Below are 23,652 nucleotides of genomic sequence, written 5' to 3'. Positions count from 1 at the left end.
TAGCCGGCTTCGGAGGACTATTTTTGTATCAGCGTCACAGCACAATGAGCGGTCACAGCGGGAAGGGGTAATCATGGCAGGGGTACCAGTTGCCCGGTCGCACCGCGCAGCCTTTGGTTGGCCCGTTGCATCCGTTGCTGAACAACCTGTTGGCCTGGACCCTGTACGGGAGACCGCGGGACAGTACATCGCCGGTGCCCGGGCGTGAGCGAGCTCATCCTGATCACCGCGAGCGGCCTTGCCCGCGAGGTCCTGGCGATGGTGCGCAGCAGCGGCCAATACGACGTCGTGGGCCTGCTCGATGACGACAAGGAGATGGCGGGCGTCACGGTGGACGGCGCGCCGGTCCTGGGGACCATCGACGATGCCCGCAAGTACACGCACGCGTTTGTGCTCGTCTGCATAAGTTCCGGAAAATCGAGGGAGGCCGTGGTGGAGCGCTTGACGGCCATGGGCCTGCACGAGACCCGCTACGCCACGGCAGTTGACCCCTCCGTGCAGCCGCCCGAGGGGTGCAGGATCGGCCGCGGCAGCATCCTGCTGCGGAACGTTACCCTGACAGCGTCGGTCACCCTGGGATCGCATGTGGTGGCCATGCCCTCGGTGACCTTCACGCACGACGACGACGTGGCGGACTTCGCCACGTTTGCCGCCGGCGTCTCGCTGGGCGGCGGGGTACGGATCGGACGGGCGGCCTACCTCGGGATGAATTCCAGCGTCAGGGAACGGACATCGGTGGGAGCCTACGCCACCGTCGGCATGGGTGCCGCCGTCCTCAGCAACGTGCCCGACGGCGAGACCTGGGCAGGCGTCCCTGCCCATGAAATCGACCAGGACGCGTTCGGGTTCGGTAACGGACGATGAGCGCGCCACTGCGCACTTCGGGCGACAGGTTCTGGCGCACGTAGGCATTTCTCTAGGCGCGCGCGAAGTCCGCCCGCCCCCGCCCGTTGACCCCGGTACGGGCTCAGCTGCCGTCCGGACGCCAGAACCGCAGACCGCCGCTGGTGGCGCCGTCGGCAGCGACGTCGACCACGGCGTACGGGAAAACCCGCCTGTCCGACTGGTCCGGTCCTCGGCCGCGGACGTCCGAACTCCACGTACCGGTGTTGATGTAGCGGGCGGAGCCACCCTCGAGCGTCGACTCAAGGGCCCGGTGCGTGTGGGCCGAGACGTACCAGGCCACCCCGGACCCATGAGTCTCAAGGGTACGTACAAACCGGCCCGCTGCAGCAGGAGCCTTATCCCCGGAGGTTGGACGTCCGGCGGCGGCAAGGACCATGCGGGTGGCGGTGCGCGGGAGCGCCGACACTGTCCGGAACCTGGACAGGCGCGCCAGGTCCCGAACGGCCACTTCATCGAGCGCGAGCCGCAGTGATTCGGTCTGCAGCAGCTCGCCGTACCCGGGCTCCCGGACGCGGCGTTCCGCCCGCTCGGACGCCAGGCAGGCCCGGGCAACCGCCCCGGCGCGGCTCAGGCGCGACCTCGATGGATGTGCGTGCCAGGCTGCGAGCGGTGGCAGGTCCAGTTCGTCAGTGCCGTTGACTGCCGCGCGGAGTACTTCGGGAATCCGGTGCAGCGCGTGGTGCTGGTGCCCGTGCTCCGCCACGAGTACGCGGGGCACGTGCAGGAACCACGGGTGCACCTTGACCCGCGTTGTCTCGGCCGGCGACAGCAGTGCCGACAGACGTGCGGCAACCGCCGGCCGTGCCAGCTCCACGTCGTGGTTGCCGCACACGAAGTGCAGCTGCACTCCGTGTGCGGCACATGCCTCCAGCGCCCGGTACGTGTCCGGATGTCGGACCAGGATGGACTCGAGCCGGGCCAGGCTCCCGTCCTCGTCGAGCCCCGCAAGCTCGAACGTGTCACCGACAAAGACGACGTGCCGCTGCAGACCGGAGGCTACGAGCACCTCGCGGCGCAGGAAACCGGGCAGCACGGTGCCGGGGCGCCGGGGGTCGTCGTCGGACATACCCAGGTGCAAGTCGCTGAGGAGCCACCAGCGGGCCGGGCGGCTCACGCCAGCAGTTCCAACACGCGTGGCAGGAAGAAGAGCAGGGACACTATCCACATGACGGCTACGACCCTGCGGCTCACTGTCCTCCCGAGTAGCGTCGGACGTGTTGTGGGCTGCCCGGCTTCCGGTCCAACGCGTCGGACCTCGAGCCCGACGAGGGTAACGAGCAGGGCGAGGGTGACGACCAGCGCGGCCGTCCCGATTATTACCGACAGATCGATCATGACACGGCCTCCTGGCGTGCGCGTGCTACGCACGCGAGGATGGTGATGACGCCCATCGCGACAACGCATGCCTGCCACGACCACACAGCGAGGTAGAACATCGCCGTGGACACCGCCGTGAGGGCGGCGAGGCCAAGCGCCAGGACCAGCAACGCGCTGAGCGCGAAGTCGGTAACCGGCGTGAGTCGGGCCAGGGCCTGCCCTGGAAGCAGGATGAGGACGGCTATCGCAGCGACCGCCTGCAGCGGTGTCGGGAGCCCGATGAGCGTCACCAGCGACAGCACGACGGCTGCGACACCGAGTACCGCGGTGGGCCGGTTGATGGCGGTGATCATGGCGTCACCCGGTAAACGCGTGCGTCAACGTTGCTGAACACGAGCTCCACACCTTCCTGCGCGGTCAACCACGCTTCCAGTTCATCGAAATTACCCTCGTTGCTGACGCCCCGGACTACGAGGCTCGCTTCCGACGAGCGCGTGAGCAACACGACGGCACCGGCAGCGTTGTCCCTGGCGTTTTCGTAGACGAGTGGTCCGCACGTCGGCGTCGACAAGTCGGACTTGCACATGAAGTCGATCGTCCGGTACCGGTGTTCGAGGTATGCCTCGCTGCGCCACGGCGTCGGGGTGGACGCCGAGATCATCATCGAACCGGGGGGCGCGAGGCGCTGTGCAGCAGCGACGGCGGCGATCTCATTGTCGGTGAAGACGTCATACTGGGCGTTCCCGAACCTGCCTGTTACCGTCATTCCGGCCAACAGGAGGCACGTGAGCACAAGGCCACCCGCCGCACGGGCGGAGGGGCGTGTGCTGTCGTCCGCCGGAAGCAGGGCCGAGCATGCCTGCAGGGCGATGAAGGGCAGCGCGAACAGCGAGACGCGGATGAGCATCTCCCCGCCGTACAACTGCACAGGGAAGAGCAGCAGCGGGGTGATGGCGAGGAGGACCACCCGGATGTCGAGGCGCCCCCTGCGCCAGTCGCGGACGGCCCCTGCTGTGGCGAGCGCCCATAGCACGAGCGTGAGAAGGACCCGGATCTGTACCACGAGCACGTGGCCCGCAGTTCCGCTTACGCGGTCGACGACGTTGGCGTCGATCGCGGCCAGCAGCCCTCCTTCCGCCAGGGGTGGGTTCCCGGCGAGGTAAGCGCTGGCGGGGTAGACGAGCCAAAGCGCCAGCACCACCCCGATGATCAGGGGCAGACGGCTGGGCCATACACGTCCGCTCAGGGTGAGGGCGGTGACGGTAATGAGCAGCAGGAACGGCGTCAGTTGATGGCTGGCGCAAATGACCGTGATCAGCAGGAGGGTCACCGCGAGGGCGATTACCCGGTGCCCCGGCCGGTGCTCGGCGGGCGACCGCCCCCGCCACCACTCCACCAGGTCGGCACGTCCGAAGCCGAGGAACCTAGGGGTGCGCGCGGCCAACGGGCCGAGGACCAGCGCGATCACAACGAGGTACAGGAAGAAGCCAAAGGCCTGGGGAGACAGGTAGTCCTGGTCCTGCCAGTTGCCGAGGCAGAAGATCCAGAGCACCAGCCAGCGCCGCCGCGCATCGCGCGTCAGGTAGCCCGTCAGGACACTCAGGGCAGCGAGCCACAGACCCATGTTGATCACCGGTGCCCAGAGGGCAACAGTCACCGGGTCCAGTCCGGTCGCCTTAAGCACCGTCGCCAGGAGGGCGAAGAAACCCGGCCAGTTGAAGTAGGCATCGATGTCCGGGTTGACCCCCTCGGTGCGCGTGAGTGCGTCCGCAATGCCCAGATGGCGGAACGCGACCTCACCCCGCGGTACGTCCGTCACGAAGGATGCGGTCCCAAAGAGGACGAGCACCAGCACCACAACCAGCCACAACATGACCGGGCGGCTCGCCGGGCCCGCGGCATCTCCGCGCAGCGCCACGACAAAGGCGACATTCAGGACCAGAAGCCCCACCCAGAACGGGTAGGGCAGGACGGCGACGAGCCCCAGATCGCTGTTCACGGGCAGTGCCACCGTGGATGCCGCCCATACGGTAAGCACCAGTGACACTACACCCGCCAGTGCGCACCACACGTCACGGGGCTTCCAGCGTGCCTGGATGCGGCTGGGTGCATCAATTGTGGTGGTCATCTTGACTCCTTCGTGATGCGCCGAAGAACGGCGACTAAGCGTAGGCCGACCGCAACGGCCCCAATGGAGAGCACCACCAGCCACGCAAGGGCCATGGCGCCGGGGCCCGTTTCGGCGACCAACAACGCTGAAACGCAGAGGGCGACTCCGATCGTCACGCCGACCACGATCGGCTCGGTGTAGCGGCCGAGGGCCCGGCACACGGCGTTGTAGGCCTGCAGCACCGCGTACGGCACCAGTCCGGCCGCCAACCACCGCAGCGCGTCAGCGGATGCGTCGGCGTACCGCTCGCCCAGCAGACTAAGCAGCGGGTGAGCGAGGAGGACGAGGACGACTGCGGCCAGGCCTCCCACGGCGAGCGACCAACGCAGACTCGCCCAGGTTGTCGACACCAGGCGGTGCGGGTCACGGACACCTTCGGAAAACTGGACGATGCCCATCAGCATCGGCGCGGAGTAGGCAGCCCAGGCCATCATCCATGCGGGATACCAGTAGGCAGCGGTCTCCGGTGCCACCGTGTGGGCGAGCAGGAGCGGCAGCACCAGCCCGGGGGCGCGCTCCGTGAGGGTGAGGAGCTGGTATGGAATACCCACCGCCAGCAGTGGACGGCCACGGGCCGAGCGCAGGGATGGTCGCGGCCGGTAGCCAATCAGTTTTCGCAGCTGCACCACACCAACGACGCACGCCACCGTATTCCCGAGGGTCCAGCAGGCCATCACCACATCGGCGGAGGCGCCGTGAGCCTGCCAGGCCACGAGCGCTGCCGCCCCGAGTGAAACCCCGCCGCCCAACGCGTACCTCAAGCTCGCGCTGGCACCGCGGCCCAACGCCACCAGCGCCTGGTCCAGCACGATCACCAGGGTGCCGGTGACGGCAGCCGCAAGGAACGTAAGCCAGAAGAGAACCGATGCCGACGCCGTCTCCGGCGCCACCGCCGACTGCAGCACGAGGTAACCGACGGCCAGCACGGTGCCGGCTACCCCCACGATGGCGAACGCCGCATCCAGCACCCGCGCGGGCGGCTCTCCCCGCCCCACAGCAACAATTACGGCCGACCCGGCACCCAGCACGGCGAGCTGAGTGCAGATCATCACTGCCGCAACCGCAGCCATGGTGAGCCCGACCTCACGGTCTGACGTCGCACGCGCCGCCACGACCCAGAAGGCAAAACCCCAGCCAATCTGGGCGCCCTTGCCCACGATGAGGCCAAGGGAACTGCGCAAGGCGGAGTGCCGGACGGCTGAAGGGTCCGTGACGGCAGTCCCAACCTCGGCACTCATGACGCGAGACCTTTCCTCAGGCCCGCATAGTTGTACCAGCAGAAGGCGAGGTAGTAGCGCAGCCACCGGGGCTGGCCCGAGGCGAGGCTAAGGGCGCTGCCCCGGACTGCCGCAGCGGCGGGCAGCAGCGCCAACCTCGCACCCCGCCAGCCGTGCTTGCGGATCATCCGTCCCAGTCCCGTTCCGTCCATAAGGAACTGGTCGAGCGCAAAGTCGAAGTCGTCCGCGGCGAAACGGTGTTCGACAACTACCCGCTGTGACACCGCCGTTCGGAGCCCCGACTGCCGCATCCGCCAACGCAGCTCGATGTCCTCCCCCGACTTGAACTTATCGTCGAAACCCACACCCAGCATGAGCTCCCGGTCGACGATCGTCGCCACGAGCCCGAACCAGTTGCGGCTGCGGCCGGTGCGATGATGGTGTGCCAGCGCCTGGCCCCAGTAGCCGGGCCCGGCGACACTCTCCAAACCGGCCTGGAGTGCGTCGTAGCCGCCTTCGACCAGCTCCGTGAGGAGGTCAGCGACCCCCGTTGGCCCGAACACGACGTCGGAGTCAACGAGCAGGACCCAACGGGTGCTGCTGTTCTGCACCCCCAGCGTTCTGGCCCACGGCAGGCCACGGCCCTCGTCACTCAGGATCCGGGCACCGGCCGCGAGGGCGATTTCGACGGTGCGGTCGGTAGAGCATCCGTCCACCAAAATGATCTCGGCGACGCCGGACTGGCGCAGGGCTTCCAGGCAGCGCGGGAGCATGAGCTCCGCGTTGCGGGCCGGAACCACCGCGGTGACCTCGGAAGGGCTTGGACCCACTGTGTCCACCCCCTCAGATCTGCTCGTCGAGGACCGACGGCAACAGCTCCTCGAGATACCGGACGATGTCGTCCGACGCCTCGTCCGCGCTGTACGCGGCAGGCACCTGCAGCAGGTGGCAGGGCCGCCCGTCCAGCGCTTTGCTCAGCACTACACCTTTCGCCGCGAAGTGCTCGCGCCACGGGACGACGGACGTGGCGGCCAGGCCTGTCACCACATGCTGCGAGAAGCCCGCCATCTCGATGTGGAAGTTGCCGATCATCCGGTCCACCATCCAATCGGTTGTCCGCTCGACAATCCGGGACCGGGAGCCCTCGTAACGCTCGATGTAGATGGCGGCGGCGAGCGGGGCCGTTGTGGTCACTTCCCGGCCGGGAAACGCCTTCGCAGCATCCACCATGCGGTGCTCCGGCGACCACCGCCGGGAGAAGTCCGCGAGGCGCGGGTAACGGATGACGTACGGATGCACCACCGTGGTGAGGCGGCCGACGCTCTTCGAGAGCTGTGGCGGGACGAGGGGCTTCCGGACGCCTTCAAACAGGTGCGGGTAGATGTTCCGGTGGTGCGGCTTGATGAACATCGGCTTCGCGTAGCCGAGCAACGTGGCGTCCTCGGCGAGGAAGGCCCAGTCATCGCCCATGAACGACCACCCTTCGCGCCGCATCAGCTTGGCGGCGGTGCTCGTCTTACCGGTCCCTCCGGCGGCCGGAAGCGCGATCGCGTGCCCCCGGTACGCCATGGTTGCCGCGTGGATCATGCCCGCTCCTCGAGCGACCATGGCGGCGTCCAGAACAGGGACCACGGAGGTCAACAGCTCGCCCGGGCCGTGGATGCGCCACTGGTTTCCGTCCCTCACGACCTGGAGCTGCTCGGCCTGGAAGCGCACGCTGTTTTCCGTGTACGCGAGCTCGTGCTCAAGCAGACCCGCATCCGGCATTGGCTCCAGTTGGTCATCCACCGTGATGTCGGCCGGCCGTTCGGTGTCAGTAGCGAAACACGCCAACATGCTTCGGAGCTGCGGCGCTGACGGCGCCGCTGCGTCGACGCGGAGCGTGATGCGGCCATGGATGTCGAAGTGCAGTGCCTTGGTGTTGGTCTTGGTCTGCTTGTGCATGGTTTGTCCCCTGTTTGTGTGGTGTTTCTGAGATGGTGTTGCTGGTTGGTGGTGCCGGTCGGATGGTGTTGTTGGTGGATGGGTGTCGACGGCGTCCGGCTAGTTCGCCAGCGTGAGTACCAGCTTGGGTGCGAACGATCCACCATTGGCCTCCTTTGAATTGAGGTCCAGGCCGTCGCTGCTGGTGGAGTCGATACCCAGCGAGAGTGGTCCGCCGAGCTCGCCGTTCAGAGCTGTGGCGTTCAGCGAAACGGGGTAGTCGGTGTTGGTAGTTGTTGGGCCGAGACTGCCGAGGATGCTGGTGCCAAGGGCGGGGCGGTTGTTGTACGTGATCACGCTCTGATCCCAGCTGTCGCTAAGGGCCAACCTGACGTTCTGCGTACCAGTGGACCCGCTCCCGGCGCTGCGCAGCTGCAACGTCGCACTCTGCAACGTCCTACCGGCATACGCCGACAGGTCGAACTTCAAGTACGTGGCCTCCACTGGGCTGTTGTCGACGCCCAGCATGGTACTCGTGCCATTGTTCGTCGTCGCCGCCCCGCTTGATACATAACTGTCGTCAGTGGCAGTTAGCGTGACGGTCTCCGTCGTGCCGCCGCCGCCCGCCGGAGCGGCCGTGGTGAAGGTCCAGGTCCTGTCCGCCGCCAAGGCGTTACCTGCAGCATCCTTCACGCCGCTGGCGCCACTCTTGATCGTCGCCGTGTACAACGTACTCGCCGCGAGATCCGCTGTGGGATTCAACGTCGCCACGTTGCCCGCGTACGTCACAGCCGCCGACACCGGCGTCGTCGTCCCCGGCCCCGTCAAAGTGAACGTGCTCGACGAAACACTCGAGGCGGTCATCGCCTCCGAGAACGTCCCAGTCACATTCGACGACACCGCCACCGCATTACCGGAAGGCGACGTAGCCGTCACCGTCGGAGGCGTCGTATCACCGCCGCCGGCCGGAGCCGCCGTGGTGAAGGTCCAGGTCCTGTCCGCCGCCAAGGCGTTACCTGCAGCATCCTTCACGCCGCTGGCGCCACTCTTGATCGTCGCCGTGTACAACGTACTCGCCGCAAGATCCGCAGAAGGATTCAACGTCGCCACGTTGCCCGCGTACGTCACAGCCGCCGACACCGGCGTCGTCGTCCCCGGCCCCGTCAAAGTGAACGTGCTCGACGAAACACTCGAGGCGGTCATCGCCTCCGAGAACGTCCCAGTCACATTCGACGACACCGCCACCGCATTACCGGAAGGCGACGTAGCCGTCACCGTCGGAGGCGTCGTATCACTACCGCCAGCGGGGCGCTCGTAATGGTGCCAATACCGGCTTGTAGCGTTCACGTCGGCGAGCAACAACAGACCCGTCGTATTGTTGATGTTCTGTTTGGTCGACGTCACGTTGTGGACATACTGGTCGGCGTCCATGATACGAAGCGTCTTCGTCGCGCTGGCGAGCCCGCCGGGGTTGCTTACCAGCGCGGACTTCTCGTAGATCGCGCCCCCCGAACTTGTGCAAACACCAGCGTTCGTCGCACCAGTGCCACTCTTCGGATAGGTAGCGAAGGTACGCAGCATCTGCGTGCTCTCGTCAATCAGGACGATCACCCGGTTCGGGCACTCGGCCACAGTCGCGATCGTGTGCGCCGTCCAGGCCGACGTCGTAGCGTTCAATGCCAAGAGCTGGATCAGCGGATCTGCCGATGCCGTTTTCGACGTTTTGACAGCGGCGAAAACCCTTCCCCCCGAGGAGTCCAGCCACTTTAGGTTCATGTGGTCATCACCGCTGCGCTGCCCCGAAACTGCTGCTACAGGTGCGGTCCAGGCGTTGTTCGCTGCCCCATCGGCGTGGACGCTCCAGTACATGCCGTCCGTGGCGTCACCCACTTGCCGGCTCCACATCACACCTATTTTGTTCCCGCCGAACGCGATCACAGCGGACGTGTCGTCCACAGACACGTTGCTCAACGGCGCAGGGTGCGCGAACGGCGTCCCCCAGGTCACGTCATCCGGACCGGTAGCCGAGACATTAGTGGCGTTGAGATAGATCCGGTTCCCCTGCTGCCATGTGGCCCACAGCCGACCAGTTGAGTCCTTATCGATGGCCAGGGCCTCGACACGGTGGTTATTGATGTTGGCAGAACCCAGCAGCCTGTAAGTCTTCGCAGCCGAGTCGTAGCTGTAACGGCGCATGGTCGTCGGGAAGTTCGGCTCAGCCGGCACGCCGTCGTTGACGAACCGATAGCTCGCCACATACAACGTGGTCCCGTCCCACAGCACGTCATGGTGGGTGTTCGCCCGCGTATCCGTCGCCACACGGGTATCAACCCACGTGTTCGTCGCGGCATTGAAGCGGAAAATATGGAAATCCGAGCTGGCGGTGTCCCACAGGTTTCCCCACCAGGTCCCGTCGTTAAACCACAGCCCGCTCGTTGACCGCTTCGTGCCCGTCGGTGTCCCTGTCCCGGTATGCGACGGACCCTCAACTCCAACATCAGGCAGGGCAGCCGACGCCGGAGGCACCACCACAACAACACCCACCGCAAGCAGCACTGCCGTCAGCAGTGCTGCCAGCAGTGAGTGTGGCCGCAGCTTCCGCCACCCGCGTGGACGAAGACCATCTCCGGCAACGAAGCCGCGCGGAGCTGTACCCTCGCGCCCAATCTGGTTATTCATGTTCATTCCCCGACCTTTTCAAACTGAAAACTTCTGACAGTGCCGCTCCACCGTGCCCCCGGCCGGTCCGGCAATCGATCACTCTCCATACCCGGGATCAGTTCCGGGACCCGCGGCGTCCGCGGCCCGTAGCAGCTCCTTCGTACGTTTATTCACTGGACTTCCCGCCAGGCAGCATCCACGGGAGCTGTGCTTCCCGGGAGCGGCGAGACGTGGGCCAAGCGCCGGCCGCGCACATAGCCTGCGGCTGTGACGGCCAGAACCGAAACCACGGCCCCTGCCCGCCCTAGTCCTCCCCGGTCGCGGTTTCTGCCCCAGTCGTAGATTCCGGAGACAACGGCGCGTGGCAGGACGCTTCGGACGTAGCGGCGTTCGGGGCCCAATGCCCGTTTGTGGCCCACGATTTGGCTGACCTGTGCCTTGGAGATCCCTTCAGACCAGGACCTGGCCAACATGTAGCGGAACGTCCCCCTCTGGGCCGGAACGTGATGGTGTACCAGGGCTGCGGGTTCGTACACGATGCGTGACCCCGGTGTGCCCATCCTCGAACGTATGCAGATCTCCGTCTCTTCACAGCCGAGGGGCTTTGTCCCCTGGCGTCCGAGGTCAAGATTGAAGCCGCCGACCTGATGGAGCACTTCCAGCCGGAAGGACATATTCGCACCAATGACGTTCCTGACCTCGGAGGCCACCTTGGGCAATCCCCTGTAGCTGCAGCCGACGATCCAGTCCAACTCCTCGCCGAAGTACGACGGACGGCCGGATTCCCAGACTGGTTCAACGCGCCCGCCCACAGCCAGTACATCCGGATCGTCGTAGTAGGTGATCAGCCGTTCAAGCCAATCCGGAGCCGCTTCGGCGTCGTCATCGAGGAAGGCCACGACATCGGAGGTACTGAGGCCTACTCCCGTGTTCCGGGCTCCGGAGAGCCCCTGGGCTCCGCTGCTCTCCACAAGCGTCACGTCATCAACAGTGGCGATGAGGCGCTTGTAGAGATCCTGGTTGTGGTCGACAACCACAAAGACCTCGTGTGGGACAACGGTCTGGGCACGGACGGAATCAATGACGCCTAGCAACCTGTCCCAGCGGGCCATGGTGTAGCAGCATATGACAACGGAAACTGTCGGAGGTTCGATATTGGTGCGCATTTCAAAGTCCTTGAACTACGGAAAGAAGACTCTGCGGATCAGTAGGTGTACGCGGAAACCTGACGTTTTCGTATGCGTACTTCACCCGCCGGAGGGCCTCGGGGCGGGCTCCGGCAGTCGGCGCTTCCCAAAGCATGCATTCGCGTGTGAGCGTCCCCAGGACCCGCCACCCGTCACGGAACGTCTGCAGATTCGAGGCTCCGGAGATGCGGTCGAGCTCAATGCTGGGTACCTCTGCGATGCGAAGGCCAGCCCTGGCTGCGCGGACAATCAGCTCGGTCTCAATTTCGAACCCGTCTGATTCCAGCTGCAAAACCTCCAGGCATTCCTTGCGGAAGGCTATATAGCCGTAACAGAGGTCGGAATAGTTGCTGCGCAATACTGCATTGGCCATCCACGTAAACGCACGGTTGCCGGCGCTCCGCAGCCAGGTCAGGTCTTCGGATCCGCCTCCCGTGACGTAGCGGGACCCTTTCACGAAGTCGTAGTCGTGCTGGAGCGGGGAGACAAACCACCCGATCTCCTGGGGGTCCATGCTTCCGTCAGCGTCCAGCATGACGATGATGTCTCCGGAGGCTGCTGCGAACCCTGCCCGGAGTGCGACGCCCTTGCCCTTGCGCTGCTCGTCCACCACAACAACGTCGACGCGCAGTGCACGGGCAACGTCGACGGTGTGGTCGTGGGAGCGTCCATCCACGATCACAACCTCATCCACGTAGGAGGGCATGCGGCGAATGACCCAGGGAAGGTTCATTGCTTCATTCAGGGTTGGAATAACAACGCTTACTGACGCTCTTGGTGACGAGATGGTCGGCTCGGACAAGGAGACTGGGAGCTGGGTGGAAATAGACAAATGCATCACCACTTCATGACAATTACCGAATAGGAGACAACGTCGCTCTAATGAATGCGCGACACTAGCGCTTGTCGGTCTCGGTCTAGTCTGTGGCCCCAGCTCTTTCAGCCATCAACTCTGCCCGTGTCAAAAGAGCCTACGGTCCGCCCTAGGGGGTGTCACGAGTAGCCTGTACTCCCTTTTCCCGGCAAGACCCCCTGGCCCTACGTAAGTAGCGGGGTTACGGTGCAGTCAAGTACTTAGGTATAGGGTTATCGGCCAATCCGATGATTAGGTATAGGGGGTTTCGCGCTTTCCAGGGAAATAGGTACAGGGGTTGTATTGCGAAAGTATTTGCCGCTGGTCTATTGTTCAGCATTTTGGGTCTACGGCTCGCTGAACTCCAGTTATATGGTTCAATTCCCCAGTAGAGACAGCGTGAATATGAAAGTTACGTCGCCCGGCCTACCTGCCTGGAGAACCGGTTACTCGGACCCGTTGGCCGCCGTCCGGAAGAACAGCTCCGTCACAGCGGCCAGCCGCCGCGGGTCCTCCACCCCGCACAGCTCCCGGGCAGAGTGCATGGAAAGCAACGGAACGCCTACGTCCACGGTCCTGATCCCAAGGCGGGTGGCAGTCAGCGGACCAATGGTGGAGCCGCAGGGGATCGCGTTGTTGGACACAAACTCCTGGTACGGCACCCCGGCCTCACCGGAAAGCCGGGCCCACAAAGCTGCCCCGTTGGCGTCCGTGGCGTAGCGCTGGTTGGCGTTGATCTTCAGCAGCGGGCCGCCGTTAAGTACTGGGTGATTGGCGGGGTCGTGCCGCTCGGCGTAATTGGGATGGACGGCATGCCCGGCGTCGGCCGAAACGCAGAACGACGCCGCCAGCGCCTGCCGCCGTTGGCTCACCGTGGCACCGAGGCCGTCCGAGATGCGCACCAGCACATCCTCGAGGATGGGCCCGCAGGCCCCGGAGCGGGAGTTGGAGCCAATCTCCTCGTGATCGAAGGCGGCAAGTACGGCCACCGGCCCGCCGGCGGCGCCACGAACAGAAGAAGCATGCGCAATCAACGCCACCAGCCCCGCATGGGTGGCCGAAAGGTTATCCAGCCGCCCGGACGCGAAGAACTCCCCGTTGCCCCCGAAAACCGCAGGCGCCTGTGTGTCGGCAATGACAACGTCGTACCCGCCAATCCGGGCAGGGTCCACGGAAGCGCCGGGAACATGGGAAGCCAGCACGGCAAGCAGGTCAGAATCCCCGGCGTTGCCGAGCCCCCATACGGGATTCATATGCCGTTGCTTGTCCAGCGTGAGGCCGTCATTCACGGCGCGGTCCAGGTGGATGGCCAGCTGCGGGAACCGGAGCATGGGACCGGTGGCCGTGAGGTGCTCGGTGCCATCCAGCATGACCAGCCGCCCGGCCAGCTGCAGCTCACGGTCCAGCCAGGAGTTCAGCAGCGGCCCCCCGTACACCTCCACGCCTGCCTGCAGCCAGCCGTGGGCACCAATGGTGGGCTTGGGCTTGAGCTTGAAGGAAGGGGAATCAGTGTGTGCCCCCAGGATGTTGAACCCGGTGGTGGGTCCGGCGCCCTCGGGAACCACCCAGGCGATCAGCGCGCCGTCTCGGATGATGAAGAATGAACCGGCGCCGCCCTCCCAGGGCTCCAACTCATCCAGCCGGACAAACCCGGCGTCCAGCAGCCGGCGGCCCGCTTCGTGCACGGCGTGGAAGCTCGACGGCGATGCGCTGACGTAGTCGCCAAGGTCCTGGATGTGGTCTGCAGCGGAGGATGAAGAAGGCATGCTCCCGAGTCTAGAGGGTGACGTTGAGCCCAGCCGTGTAGCCCGCCGCAGCTGATCCGGTCATGGTGGCGAGCTGGTAGATGCCGCCGTCGTTCCTGAACACACTGTCCGACTGCAGTGTGGTGCGGCCCATGTTCCGCCTGCTCGTCTCGTAGCCCGGGGAGGCATAAACGTCATCGCAGGAGGCCTTGGTGAGCGCAATCTGCGAAACGGCCAGCACCTGCCCTGCCACCGTCGCGTTGTTCATGGACTCGAACACCTCGAAGTGGATGTGCGGCCAGCGCCCGGAATAGGCGCCAGGAAAAATCGTCGTGAAGGTGGCCTGGCCGTTCACGTCCGCTTGCTGGACGCCGCGCAGGTAGTTCTCGCTGGTTAGTTCCGGGTCGTACATCGAATACCTGCCTTCCCGGTCGCAGTGCCACGCATAGACGGCCGCCCCGGCCAGCGGGACGCACCCGTTCGCGTTATCCAGCAGTGTCAGGGTGAAGGTCAGCGGTACTCCTTCAGCCCTGGCGGTCCCGGTCCCGAAGCTGGATGCGATGTCCCGGCGCACTACTCCCGAGGCTTGCAGCAGGTTGGGCCCATTCGAGCCGTCGGCCGGAAATGGCCCGGCGGTTTCCTGCGGAATTTCCACGCCGCACTCAGCAATGGCCCGGGTCAGGGCGGGCGACGGCGAACTGGCGGCACCGCCCGAAGCAGCGGTTGCCGGGCCGGCGGACGACGTCGAAGGGCCTGCGTTGGGGGTCGTCCCGCCTGGAGTGCAGGCAGCCAAGGCAGCGGCGGCGCCGCCCGCGCCGAGGAACATGCCCAGGGACCGGCGGCTCATGATGGTTGAAAGGTCGAATTCGAGGCCCCGGTCGTGGTTCGGATGGGGGAGACGGTTGCTCATGGATCCATCCAACCGCCCCGCCCATCGCCTGCATAGGGTTTCCTGGGCGGCGCGTGCGTCAGTAGTCCGGGTTGCTGGGAACCACCAGGCCGGTTTCGTACGCATAAACCACTGCCTGGACGCGGTCGCGGAGGTGGAGCTTGGTGAGGATGCGCCGGACGTGCGTCTTCACCGTGGCCTCTGACAGGAAGTACCGGTGGGCGATCTCCGCATTGGACAGCCCCTCGGCCATGGCCTGCAGCATTTCCGTCTCCCTGGGCGTCAGGTCGGCCAGGAGCGGATCGGGCGCAGGAGCCGCCGGTGCGGGCTTGGCGGCACCGCGGACATACGTCTCCAGCAACCGCTGGGTGACCCTGGGTGCCACCACGGCGTCGCCGCTGGCCACCAGCCGTACGGCGTTGATCAGTTCCGACGGCGCGGCGTCCTTCAGCAGGAACGCGGACGCGCCCGCCTGGAGGCCCGCGAAGGCATACTCGTCCACATCGAAGGTGGTCAGGATGATGATCCTGGAGCAGGCCCCGGATTCCGTGATGGCACGCGTCGCCTCGATGCCGTCCAGCAGGGGCATCCGCACGTCCATCAGCACCACATCGGGGTTCAGTTCCCGGACCCGGCGGACGGCCTCGGCACCGTTTGACGCTTCGCCCACGATCCGCAGGTCGTCCTCGCCCTCGAGGATGAGCCGGAAGCCCATGCGGAGCAGCGGCTGGTCATCCACCAGCAGGACGGTTATGGCCGGATTATTGGTCATGCTTTGCCTTGGAGTTCGTAGGGACGGTGGGATTCGGAAACATCATCGCCAGGCCAGGTAAGGACGGCGTGCACCCGCCAGCCCCGTCCGCCGCGGCCGGCCTCCACCGTGCCGCCGTAGATCCGTGCCCGCTCGGCCATTCCGGTGATTCCCTGGCCGGTGCCGTAGGAGCCGTGCCCCGGGGCCTGGGCCGCGCCGTCGCCAGGGGCGGGATGCCCCGGAAGTCCTGCCCCGTCGTCGAGCACGTCAATGGTGACCGTTGAACCCGTGCGGACAATCGAGACGTCTACCCGTCCCAGCGAACGGCCGTAACGGAGCACATTTGTCAGTGATTCCTGGACAATCCGGTACACGGTGAGCTGGAAGGCGGCGTCGTCGGGCAGCGCCGGCCCGGTGTGGGAGTAGTGCAGGGGCAGGCCCGCGGTGCGGAACCCCTCCAACAGCTTGGACAGGGTGTCTCCCGATGCGAGCGGCAGCGGCGGGGCCGCTGCTCCGGCATCATCGCGGAGGACACCCAGGACCCGCCGCATGTCGGCGAGGGCCGTCCGGCCCGTCCGGGACAGTTCACCCAGCACCTCGCCGGCGCGCTCCGGACTTTTCCGGACCACGACGGCGGCGCCGTCCGACAAACTGATCATCACCGTCAGCGAGTGGGCCACGACGTCGTGCATCTCCCGGGCGATGCGGTTCCGTTCGTTCACCGACGCGAGCCGGGCGGTCCGCGCTGCCCACGCGGCCACTTCCAGTTCGTGTTCCCGCCCCTGCCGGACGGAGATGCCAATGCCTGTGGCGATGAAATTGGACAGGGTGATGGTGGCCCCGGTGGCGATGCTGGTCAGCAGGTGGAAGTCGCCGGGGTTGACCCCGGTGTCGTGGACGAAGGAGTTCTCCATCGGCCCGACGGCGGCCAGCAGGTAAAGGAGGGCAAGCGGCGCCGTGGCCACCGCCATGGTGATGAGCGCAAAGCGGCGGGTGTGGGCCACTGCCACGGCATACAGCGAGAACCAGAGGCCGGCCGACACATTGGAGCCCCACGGGTGCAGCAGCGTCACGGCCACCTCCGCCACTGCCACAAAGGCGGCAAGGCCCACCGGGTGGAAACGGCGGAGGAACAGCGCCACGGCCACCGCCACCAGCAGGCCGATGGCAGGCCAGTTGCCGGACCGGACGGCGTCTGCAACTGTGGGCGCCACCAGCAGGCTGTAGCTGGCGGCCACCACGGCGTCCATCACAAGGGGGTGCCGGTGCAGGTACCGGCGGATGCGCCCCCTGCGCCTGGCGGTGAGCTCGGCAAAGGACGCGTCGGCCTGTCCGGCCGGCGCGTCCCTTCCAGCTGACGTTTCTGTCATGGTCGCGGTTCTTGGTCCCTGTTTAGACGTCGCGCTTCTTCAAGGCGATCATTGCCGGGATCAGGAACAACAGCACGTAGCCCAGGAAAATCAGGCCGCCGTGCCAGGGATCGATCACGCCGTCGGTGTGGCCGATGGATAGGAAACGTCCGCCGGCCTCGCTCGGGATGTACTGCGGAACGTACTTCCAGAATTCACCGGGAATAAGGGTCATGAAGCCCGCAGCGATGGAGAGGACGAAGAACATGGCCACCAGGACGGTGATGCCGCCGGCGGAGTTGCGCAGCAGCGTGCCCAGGGACAGGCCGATCAAGGCAACTCCGGCCACGTAGAGGCCGCCGGTGAAGATACTGTAAAGCACTCCATCGGTGGACCAGTCCAGGTCGAAGCCCATGCCTTGGAATACCGGCATGGCGATCAGGAAGGTTACTGCTCCGGCGATAGCGGTGATCACGTAGGAGATGACCGCAAGGATGATCGCTTTGGCCACGAAGGCGGGGGTGCGCCGCGGCACGGCGTTCATGGTGGAACGGATCATTCCGGTGGCGTATTCGGAGGACATAAAAAGCACCGCCAGTGATCCGAGGATCAGGATGCCGATCTGCAGGCCGGCGTTCGGCAGGTTGTAGAGGTCAAAGCCGGAGCCCGGAGGAAATGATGCCTCGAGCATTTCGGGGGTCATCGTCTGGCCCTGCTCCCTGGCGTTTCGGATCATCTCGTCCAGGTAGGTGTAGCGGATCAGGACAGTCAGAGCGCCAACTCCGACGATGGCGGCCAGTGTCAGCGCAAGCAGGATGCGGGTGGACATCAGCGACCAAAGCTTGATCCATTCGGACCTCAGGACGCCGCCAAAGGTCACACCGCGCGATCCCGCAGAGGACCCGGTGGGGGCGGTACGGGTTTCAGTCATCGTGCTCATCGTCCTTACTTTCCTGCCGCTGCCGGGGCGGCCACTGCGGGTCCGCCGGTCAGGTGCGAATGGTATTCCACTTCGTCCTTGGTGAGGTCGAAGTACGCGTCTTCAAGGGAGGACATCTGCGGGGTGAGCTCGTAGACCAGGAGACCGTTGTCCAGCGCGACCTGTGCGATCCCGCGGGAATCCATCCCTGTCACTTCGAGGGTTTCCGGCTCGCTGTGGTCCACGGTGACGCCATCGCCTGCCAGGAGGGCAGAAAGTTGCAGCGCGTCGCTGGTGCGGACCAGGGTCCTGGCCTGCCGGGTTCCGGCGATGATCTCCTGGACCGGTGCGTCCGCGATGATCCGTCCACGGCCGATGACGATCAGGTGGTCAGCAGTCTGGGCCATTTCGCTCATGAGGTGCGAGGACAGGAAGACGGTTTTGCCCTGGTTTGCGAGGTATCGCACCAGGTTGCGGACCCAGAGGACACCCTCCGGGTCCAGGCCGTTGACGGGTTCGTCCAGGATAAGCGTCTGGGGATCGCCCAGAAGCGCGGCGGCGATTCCCAGCCGCTGCCCCATGCCGAGGGAGAAACCGCCGGCCTTCTTGCGGGCCACTGCCTCCAGGCCGGTCATCTCGATGACCTCATGGACCCTGGTCTTGGGAATGCCGTGCGTGGCGGCCATGGCCAGGAGGTGGTTGTAGGCGCTGCGGCTGGTGTGCACGGCTTTGGCGTCCAGCAGCGCACCCACCTCGTGCAGCGGTGCCTTGTGGTGGGCGTACGGCAGGCCGTTCACGGTGACGGAGCCCGACGTCGGCCGGTCCAGCCCCATGACCATGCGCATGGTGGTGGATTTGCCGGCGCCGTTCGGGCCCAGGAAGCCCGTGACCAGCCCTGCTTGGACGGTGAAGCTGACCCCGGCCACGGCGGTTTTTCCGCCGTAAACCTTGGTCAGGCCTTTTGCCTCAATCATTGATTGTTCCTTCGGACGGCAGCGCGTGGCTGCGGCAGATGTTCGGGGACGCTTGCGTTATCCACCACGCTACCGAGGCGCAGGCCTGTTTTCGCCGGTCTCAGGGATGATTCAGGGGTAAACCGGGGTAGTCCCCCTGGATGAGGCGCGGCCACCATCAGGGGATGGCGACGTCAGGGACAGGGGGAGTAGTAGGCAAGAGCCCGGGGCCGCACCCTGTACTCAACACTGCGGACGCCGGCCAACGCCTCGCCGTCGACAGCCAGCACCATCGGTGCTCCGCCCGCTTCGATACGCACTTCCTTGGCCTCGGACAGATGGGTGATGCGTGAGGTGGCCAGCGTGCCGGTCAGCACGGACCAGAGCAACCTCAACCGGGCGAAGGACTCATCTGCCGTGATCATGCGGATGTCGAGGACGCCGTCGTCCATCACCGGCCGCAGCAACGGGGCATGGTCGCGGGGATAGTACCGGCCCCGTCCCACATAGGCGATCCACACTCTGTGCAGCCTGCCGTCCACGGTCAGGGTGGTGGGAGTGCCCGCCGCGAACGTCCGGAACATTGCCACCACTCCGGCGAGGGGCTTTCCCAGTGCCGGCTGCAACTGTTCGCGCCGCCGGACGAAGTTGGGATACAGGCCGACGCTGGACGTGTTGAGCATGGTCACTTCCGCCTTTTCGGGTTTTCCGGCCAGGCCGCGCTCCACGGTGATGGCCCCGATGTCCGCCAGGGCAGCTTCGCCTTTCGACGCGGCTGCCAAGGCTTCTTTCAGGCTCCCCGTTCCGGCGTCCCGGGCAAAGTGGTTGATGGTTCCGCCGGGCAGGACCAGCAGCGGGAGTGACCGCTCGACGGCGGCAGTGGCCGCCGCTCCCACCGTTCCGTCACCGCCCCAGACACCCAGGGCAAGGGTCCCGGGACGATCTGACGTCTCGCTGATTGCGGCACAGAGATCATCGTCCGGCTGCACGGTTTTTATATACGCCTTGGGGAATACCTGCTGAAGCGCGGCAGCCGTCTCCTTGGTAAAGGAACCACCCAAAGTATTGACTACAATCGCAAGCCCTTCCCCCTCGGGCAGTTGGGGCGCAGTGGTCCAGGTTCTTGCTGTCTGCGGGAACGACGGGCGGACGGGCCACCACCGCCTCGTGACCAGCGCTGCACCGGCACCGATCGCGGAACCGAACAGCACATCCGAGGGCCAGTGTGCCCCCGTATGGACGCGGGAGTATGCCACCCCGAGCGCGGCAGGAGCCAGCGCCGCCCCCAGTGACGGCTTGACCAGCCCTGCCCCTACGGCGAACGCCACCGCTGAAGCCGAGTGACCAGACGGCATGGAGGAGCTCTTCGGCTGCGGATGCACGAACCGGAACACAGGAAGGTGTTCCGGCAGCGGACGGGCGCGGGGCAGCAGGGTCTTGAACACTCCGTTGGTCACTGCGGAGGCAACTGCCTGCGCGATCAGTCCGTGAAGTGCGGCGCGGCGCGGCCTGCCCGGGATGGTGGCCAGGACGGCGGCAATCCCCATCCACAGTTTTCCGTGGTTTGCAGATGCTGACAGCCGTCGGAAGAACTCGTCATGGTTTCCACCTGGCAGCTTTGATACATGCCGTACAAGGTACTTGTCCGTGCGGCTGATCCACTGATGGCCCCGGCGCCATTTCCTCTGCATGACCTCACCCTACCGCCGCCGCACCTGGCGGCGATGGGTGCAGCACTCCCGGGAGGACCCTACGTGACCTTCAGCGGCTTGGCGGCGCCGGCGAGCAGGAGCGCCACGATGATGGGTGCAAGGATCGCCAGCAGCGCGAAGTGGATTCCCGTCAGGTCGCCCAAATATCCCAGCAGGGGAGGCCCGGCCAGGAAGGAGGTGTACCCAAGGGTGGAAACAACAGAAACCCTTGCTGCCGCATGTTGGGGGTCATCGGCGGCAGCGGACATTCCCATCGGGAAGGCCAGGGCTGCTCCTACGCCCCAGAGTGCCGCGCCCACGGCAGCCAGCCACACATTCCCGGCCAGCACAAAAAGGCAAAGACCGGCGGCTGCTGCCGCCATGCTGGCCCGGAGCACAGCAACGCGGCCGTATTTGTCGATGACGCGGCCGCCCAGGAAACGCATCGCTGTCATGGCCAGGACAAAGAGGGCGAACATCAGGGCGCCGGTGGACTCGGACGTCCCCAGGCCGTCAACGGAGGCCTTCGCAATCCAGTCATTGCCCGCACCCTCAGTCAGGGTGGCGCCAAGGATAACGACGCCGATGAGCAAGGTCCGGCTGTCCCGCCAGGCCGAAGGGCCTTTGGCAGGCTTAGCCTCGCCATCCGCCGGTGTTGGTGACGTGATGTGCGGAAGAAAGTAGCGGGGAGCAATCATCGTCACCAGCAGCACGATGCCCACGATAACCAGCAGATGCACCGGCAATCCGACGTCCAGATTCGACAGCCCTGCTCCAATCAGTGCACCCACGAAAGCTCCGCCACTGAATGCAGCATGGAACTGGGGCATGATGGTCCGCCGCAGCTTGTGTTCAACGTCGGCCCCTTCAAGGTTCTGGGACACATCCCAAAGCCCGATGGCTATGCCAAAGAAGAACAAAGCGACTGCTGTGCCCGGAATGGAAGCGATCGAAAGGGACAGTGCAATAGCCGCCCCGGCCACCGAGGCCACCAACCCGCCGAAACGCACGGTGTTGGCCGTGCCGATCCTGCCTACCACCCAGCCGGCCGTAGGCAGGGCGAGCAAAGAGCCGATGGCGGTGCAGAGCAGCAATGTGCCCATTTGGCCGGAGGTTATCTGCAGCGTCTCGGTGACCGCAGGGATCCTGGCTGCCCAGCTGGCGAAAACCAGGCCGTTAATGCCGAAGACAACAAACGTGGCAACTGCCGCTGCTTTCAGGCCAGCTTGCTGTGCCGTTCCGGTATTTAAGCTCATACATTCACTACTTCCACAGAATTGTCATCGAGTCGTCGTTGTTCTTCGGGGCTGAACTGTTTGTTGGTGACATCAACACGCTCTCTCATTTAATGCGGCATTTCCGCCAACGCTCTTCCAGCCGTGCGAGAGCGTTGGCCAAAAACGTGCAGGAAGTGAGAGAGCGTTCGGTTAGCGGACGCGTTCCACGCGCTTCTCGTCCCACACCGGCTCGGCTGATTCGTACACCTTGCCGTCCGATCCGAACACCAGGAAGCGGTCAAAGGTCCGGGCGAACCAGCGGTCGTGGGTCACGGCCAGGACTGTGCCCTCAAAGTGGTCAATTGCCCGTTCGAGTGCCTCGGCCGAGTGCAGGTCCAGGTTGTCCGTGGGCTCATCCAAAAGAAGCAGGGTGGCACCGCTCAACTGCAGCAGCAGGATCTGGAACCTGGCTTGCTGCCCGCCGGACAGGGACTCGTACTTTTGCTCCGACTGCCCCGCCAGCCCGTAACCGTCCAGCGCCCCGGCTGCTGCCTCACGGCCGAGCCCGGACCGGTGTTCGTCACCGCGGTGCAGGATTTCCAGCAGGGTCTTGCCCAGCAGGTCGGGCCGGACGTGCGTCTGGGCAAAGAACCCGGGGCGGATCCTGGCGCCAAGTTTCACAGTGCCCTCGTGCGGCACTTCGGCGATTTCGACGTCGGACACGGGCAGGTGCTCCCGCTCCGGGTCGGTGCCACCCGTGGCCAGCAGCCGGAGGAAGTGACTCTTACCCGAACCGTTTGACCCCAGCACACCTACACGGTCCCCGAACCACACCTCGGTGGAGAACGGCTTCATCAGCCCCGTGAGTTCAAGCTTCTCCGCCACGATGGCGCGCTTCGCAGTCCGCCCGCCCTTGAGGCGCATCTGCACGTTCTGCTCGATGGGCAGTGCCTCGGGCGGCCCGATCTCCAGAAACTTCGCCAGGCGGGTCTGGGCTGCGTGGTACCGGTTGGCCATGTCGGAGCGGAACGCGGCTTTGTTTTTGTACATGTTGACGAGTTCCTTGAGCTTGATGTGCTCCTCGTCCCATCGCTTGCGGAGTTCCTCGAAGCGGGCGTTGCGGTCCGCCCGTGCGTCCACGTAGGAGCCGAACCCGCCGCCGTGAACCCAGGCTCCGGCGCCGCTGATTCCGGGCTCCAGCGTGACGATGCGCCCCGCTGCGTTGTTCAGCAGTTCACGGTCGTGGCTGATGAAGAACACCGTCTTCTTCGATTCGTTCAGCTTGTCCTCAAGCCAGCGCTTGCCCGGCACGTCCAGGTAGTTATCCGGTTCGTCCAGCAGCAGCAGGTCATCCGGGCTGGCAAAAAGCGCTTCCAGCACCAGCCGCTTCTGTTCACCGCCGGAAAGACTCGACGCCGGGCGGTGCTGGGCGCGGTCAAAGGGGAGTCCCAGCGCGGCCATGCACACTTCGTCCCAGACGGTCTCGACGTCATAGCCTCCGGCGTCTCCCCAGTCGACGATGGCCTGGGCATAGCGCATCTGGCTGGGTTCGTCGTCGTGCTCCACCATGGCGAGCTCGGCGTCGTCCACCTCGCGGGCCGCCGCTGCCAGGGCGGGCGGGGCCGCGGAGACCAGCAGGTCGCGGACGGTGGAGCCGTCGCGGACCTGGCCCACGAACTGGCGCATAATGCCCATGTTCCCGGAGCGGCCGATCACGCCTTCGTCGGGAACCAGATCCCCGGCGATGATCCGGAACAGGGTCGTTTTGCCAGTACCGTTGGGGCCTATCAGGGCCGTTTTGGTGCCGTCCGGAACCTTGAAGGTCACGCCGTTCAGCAGTTGGGTGCCGTCGGAAAGGAAGTAATCGATACCGGAAACGTCAATATGGGCCACGTATTCCATCT

21 protein-coding genes are annotated in these 23,652 nt (G+C 65.3%); 2 read left to right on the top strand and 19 right to left on the bottom strand.

The features are described from left to right. Positions 1-73: 73 nt before the first annotated feature. Together G6R19_RS20540 and G6R19_RS11615 are read left to right on the top strand one after the other, a co-directional pair. Positions 74-208 carry a hypothetical protein gene (locus tag G6R19_RS20540; protein ID WP_275898065.1) on the top strand — a complete coding sequence of 45 codons (135 nt, stop codon included), beginning with the start codon at positions 74-76 and terminating at the stop codon, positions 206-208. Continuing rightward, positions 205-864, top strand: coding sequence for an acetyltransferase (locus G6R19_RS11615; protein ID WP_163165044.1), 660 nt, complete (start codon positions 205-207; stop codon positions 862-864). Before G6R19_RS20540 ends, G6R19_RS11615 begins: the two co-directional genes overlap by 4 nt. Before the next feature lie 103 nt (positions 865-967). Here the strand turns inward: G6R19_RS11615 and G6R19_RS11610 are convergent, their stop codons facing one another. From G6R19_RS11610 to G6R19_RS11520, 19 genes are all read right to left on the bottom strand, one after another. After that, complete coding sequence (locus tag G6R19_RS11610) at positions 968-2,020, bottom strand: hypothetical protein (RefSeq protein WP_163165042.1); 1,053 nt, start codon at positions 2,018-2,020, stop codon at positions 968-970. After that, a complete protein-coding gene (locus G6R19_RS11605; protein ID WP_163165040.1) occupies positions 2,017-2,241 on the bottom strand; it encodes a hypothetical protein in 225 nt (74 codons plus the stop codon). Before G6R19_RS11605 ends, G6R19_RS11610 begins: the two co-directional genes overlap by 4 nt. Then, positions 2,238-2,576 (bottom strand): hypothetical protein, encoded by a 339-nt coding sequence (locus G6R19_RS11600; protein WP_163165038.1) that lies wholly within the window; start codon positions 2,574-2,576, stop codon positions 2,238-2,240. Before G6R19_RS11600 ends, G6R19_RS11605 begins: the two co-directional genes overlap by 4 nt. Then, positions 2,573-4,351 carry a glycosyltransferase gene (locus G6R19_RS11595; RefSeq protein WP_163165036.1) on the bottom strand — a complete coding sequence of 593 codons (1,779 nt, stop codon included), beginning with the start codon at positions 4,349-4,351 and terminating at the stop codon, positions 2,573-2,575. Before G6R19_RS11595 ends, G6R19_RS11600 begins: the two co-directional genes overlap by 4 nt. Beyond that, on the bottom strand, positions 4,348-5,631 hold the full coding sequence (locus G6R19_RS11590; RefSeq protein ID WP_163165034.1) for an MATE family efflux transporter: 1,284 nt from the start codon (positions 5,629-5,631) through the stop codon (positions 4,348-4,350). The genes G6R19_RS11595 and G6R19_RS11590 overlap by 4 nt, the downstream gene beginning before the upstream one ends. After that, positions 5,628-6,440, bottom strand: a complete 813-nt coding sequence (locus G6R19_RS11585) for a glycosyltransferase (protein WP_163165032.1) — start codon at positions 6,438-6,440, stop codon at positions 5,628-5,630. Before G6R19_RS11585 ends, G6R19_RS11590 begins: the two co-directional genes overlap by 4 nt. 13 nt (positions 6,441-6,453) lie before the next feature. Further along, positions 6,454-7,554 carry a hypothetical protein gene (locus tag G6R19_RS11580; protein ID WP_163165030.1) on the bottom strand — a complete coding sequence of 367 codons (1,101 nt, stop codon included), beginning with the start codon at positions 7,552-7,554 and terminating at the stop codon, positions 6,454-6,456. A 99-nt stretch (positions 7,555-7,653) separates the two neighbouring features. Then, entirely contained in the window at positions 7,654-10,212 is a 2,559-nt protein-coding gene (locus tag G6R19_RS11575) for an Ig-like domain-containing protein (RefSeq protein ID WP_163165028.1), read from the bottom strand. A gap of 152 nt (positions 10,213-10,364) precedes the next feature. Next, entirely contained in the window at positions 10,365-11,360 is a 996-nt protein-coding gene (locus G6R19_RS11570) for a glycosyltransferase (RefSeq protein ID WP_163165026.1), read from the bottom strand. Between the two features lies 1 nt (position 11,361). Continuing rightward, on the bottom strand, positions 11,362-12,219 hold the full coding sequence (locus G6R19_RS11565; RefSeq protein WP_163165024.1) for a glycosyltransferase family 2 protein: 858 nt from the start codon (positions 12,217-12,219) through the stop codon (positions 11,362-11,364). 461 nt (positions 12,220-12,680) lie between these two features. Then, positions 12,681-14,000, bottom strand: a complete 1,320-nt coding sequence (locus G6R19_RS11560; protein ID WP_163165022.1) for a M18 family aminopeptidase — start codon at positions 13,998-14,000, stop codon at positions 12,681-12,683. Between the two features lie 10 nt (positions 14,001-14,010). Further along, complete coding sequence (locus G6R19_RS11555) at positions 14,011-14,889, bottom strand: intradiol ring-cleavage dioxygenase (RefSeq protein WP_163165020.1); 879 nt, start codon at positions 14,887-14,889, stop codon at positions 14,011-14,013. A gap of 58 nt (positions 14,890-14,947) precedes the next feature. Next, on the bottom strand, positions 14,948-15,640 hold the full coding sequence (locus G6R19_RS11550; protein WP_163165018.1) for a response regulator transcription factor: 693 nt from the start codon (positions 15,638-15,640) through the stop codon (positions 14,948-14,950). After that, positions 15,637-16,989 (bottom strand): histidine kinase, encoded by a 1,353-nt coding sequence (locus G6R19_RS11545; RefSeq protein ID WP_163165016.1) that lies wholly within the window; start codon positions 16,987-16,989, stop codon positions 15,637-15,639. Before G6R19_RS11545 ends, G6R19_RS11550 begins: the two co-directional genes overlap by 4 nt. Positions 16,990-17,011: 22 nt before the next feature. Continuing rightward, positions 17,012-17,908, bottom strand: coding sequence for an ABC transporter permease (locus tag G6R19_RS11540; RefSeq protein ID WP_163165014.1), 897 nt, complete (start codon positions 17,906-17,908; stop codon positions 17,012-17,014). Between the two features lie 5 nt (positions 17,909-17,913). Beyond that, positions 17,914-18,861: an ABC transporter ATP-binding protein gene (locus G6R19_RS11535; RefSeq protein WP_163165012.1), complete on the bottom strand. Its 948-nt coding sequence runs from the start codon at positions 18,859-18,861 to the stop codon at positions 17,914-17,916. Between the two features lie 173 nt (positions 18,862-19,034). Then, positions 19,035-20,531 (bottom strand): bifunctional phosphatase PAP2/diacylglycerol kinase family protein, encoded by a 1,497-nt coding sequence (locus tag G6R19_RS11530; protein ID WP_163165009.1) that lies wholly within the window; start codon positions 20,529-20,531, stop codon positions 19,035-19,037. 59 nt (positions 20,532-20,590) lie between these two features. Further along, positions 20,591-21,787: an MFS transporter gene (locus tag G6R19_RS11525; protein ID WP_163165007.1), complete on the bottom strand. Its 1,197-nt coding sequence runs from the start codon at positions 21,785-21,787 to the stop codon at positions 20,591-20,593. Positions 21,788-21,958: 171 nt separating this feature from the next. Beyond that, positions 21,959-23,641, bottom strand: coding sequence for an ATP-binding cassette domain-containing protein (locus G6R19_RS11520; RefSeq protein ID WP_163165005.1), 1,683 nt, complete (start codon positions 23,639-23,641; stop codon positions 21,959-21,961). Positions 23,642-23,652: the final 11 nt, after the last annotated feature.

It is taken from the genome of Arthrobacter sp. Alg241-R88, assembly GCF_900537115.1.
GTDB lineage: Bacteria > Actinomycetota > Actinomycetes > Actinomycetales > Micrococcaceae > Arthrobacter.
This window is presented reverse-complemented; position numbering and strand designations above follow the sequence as displayed.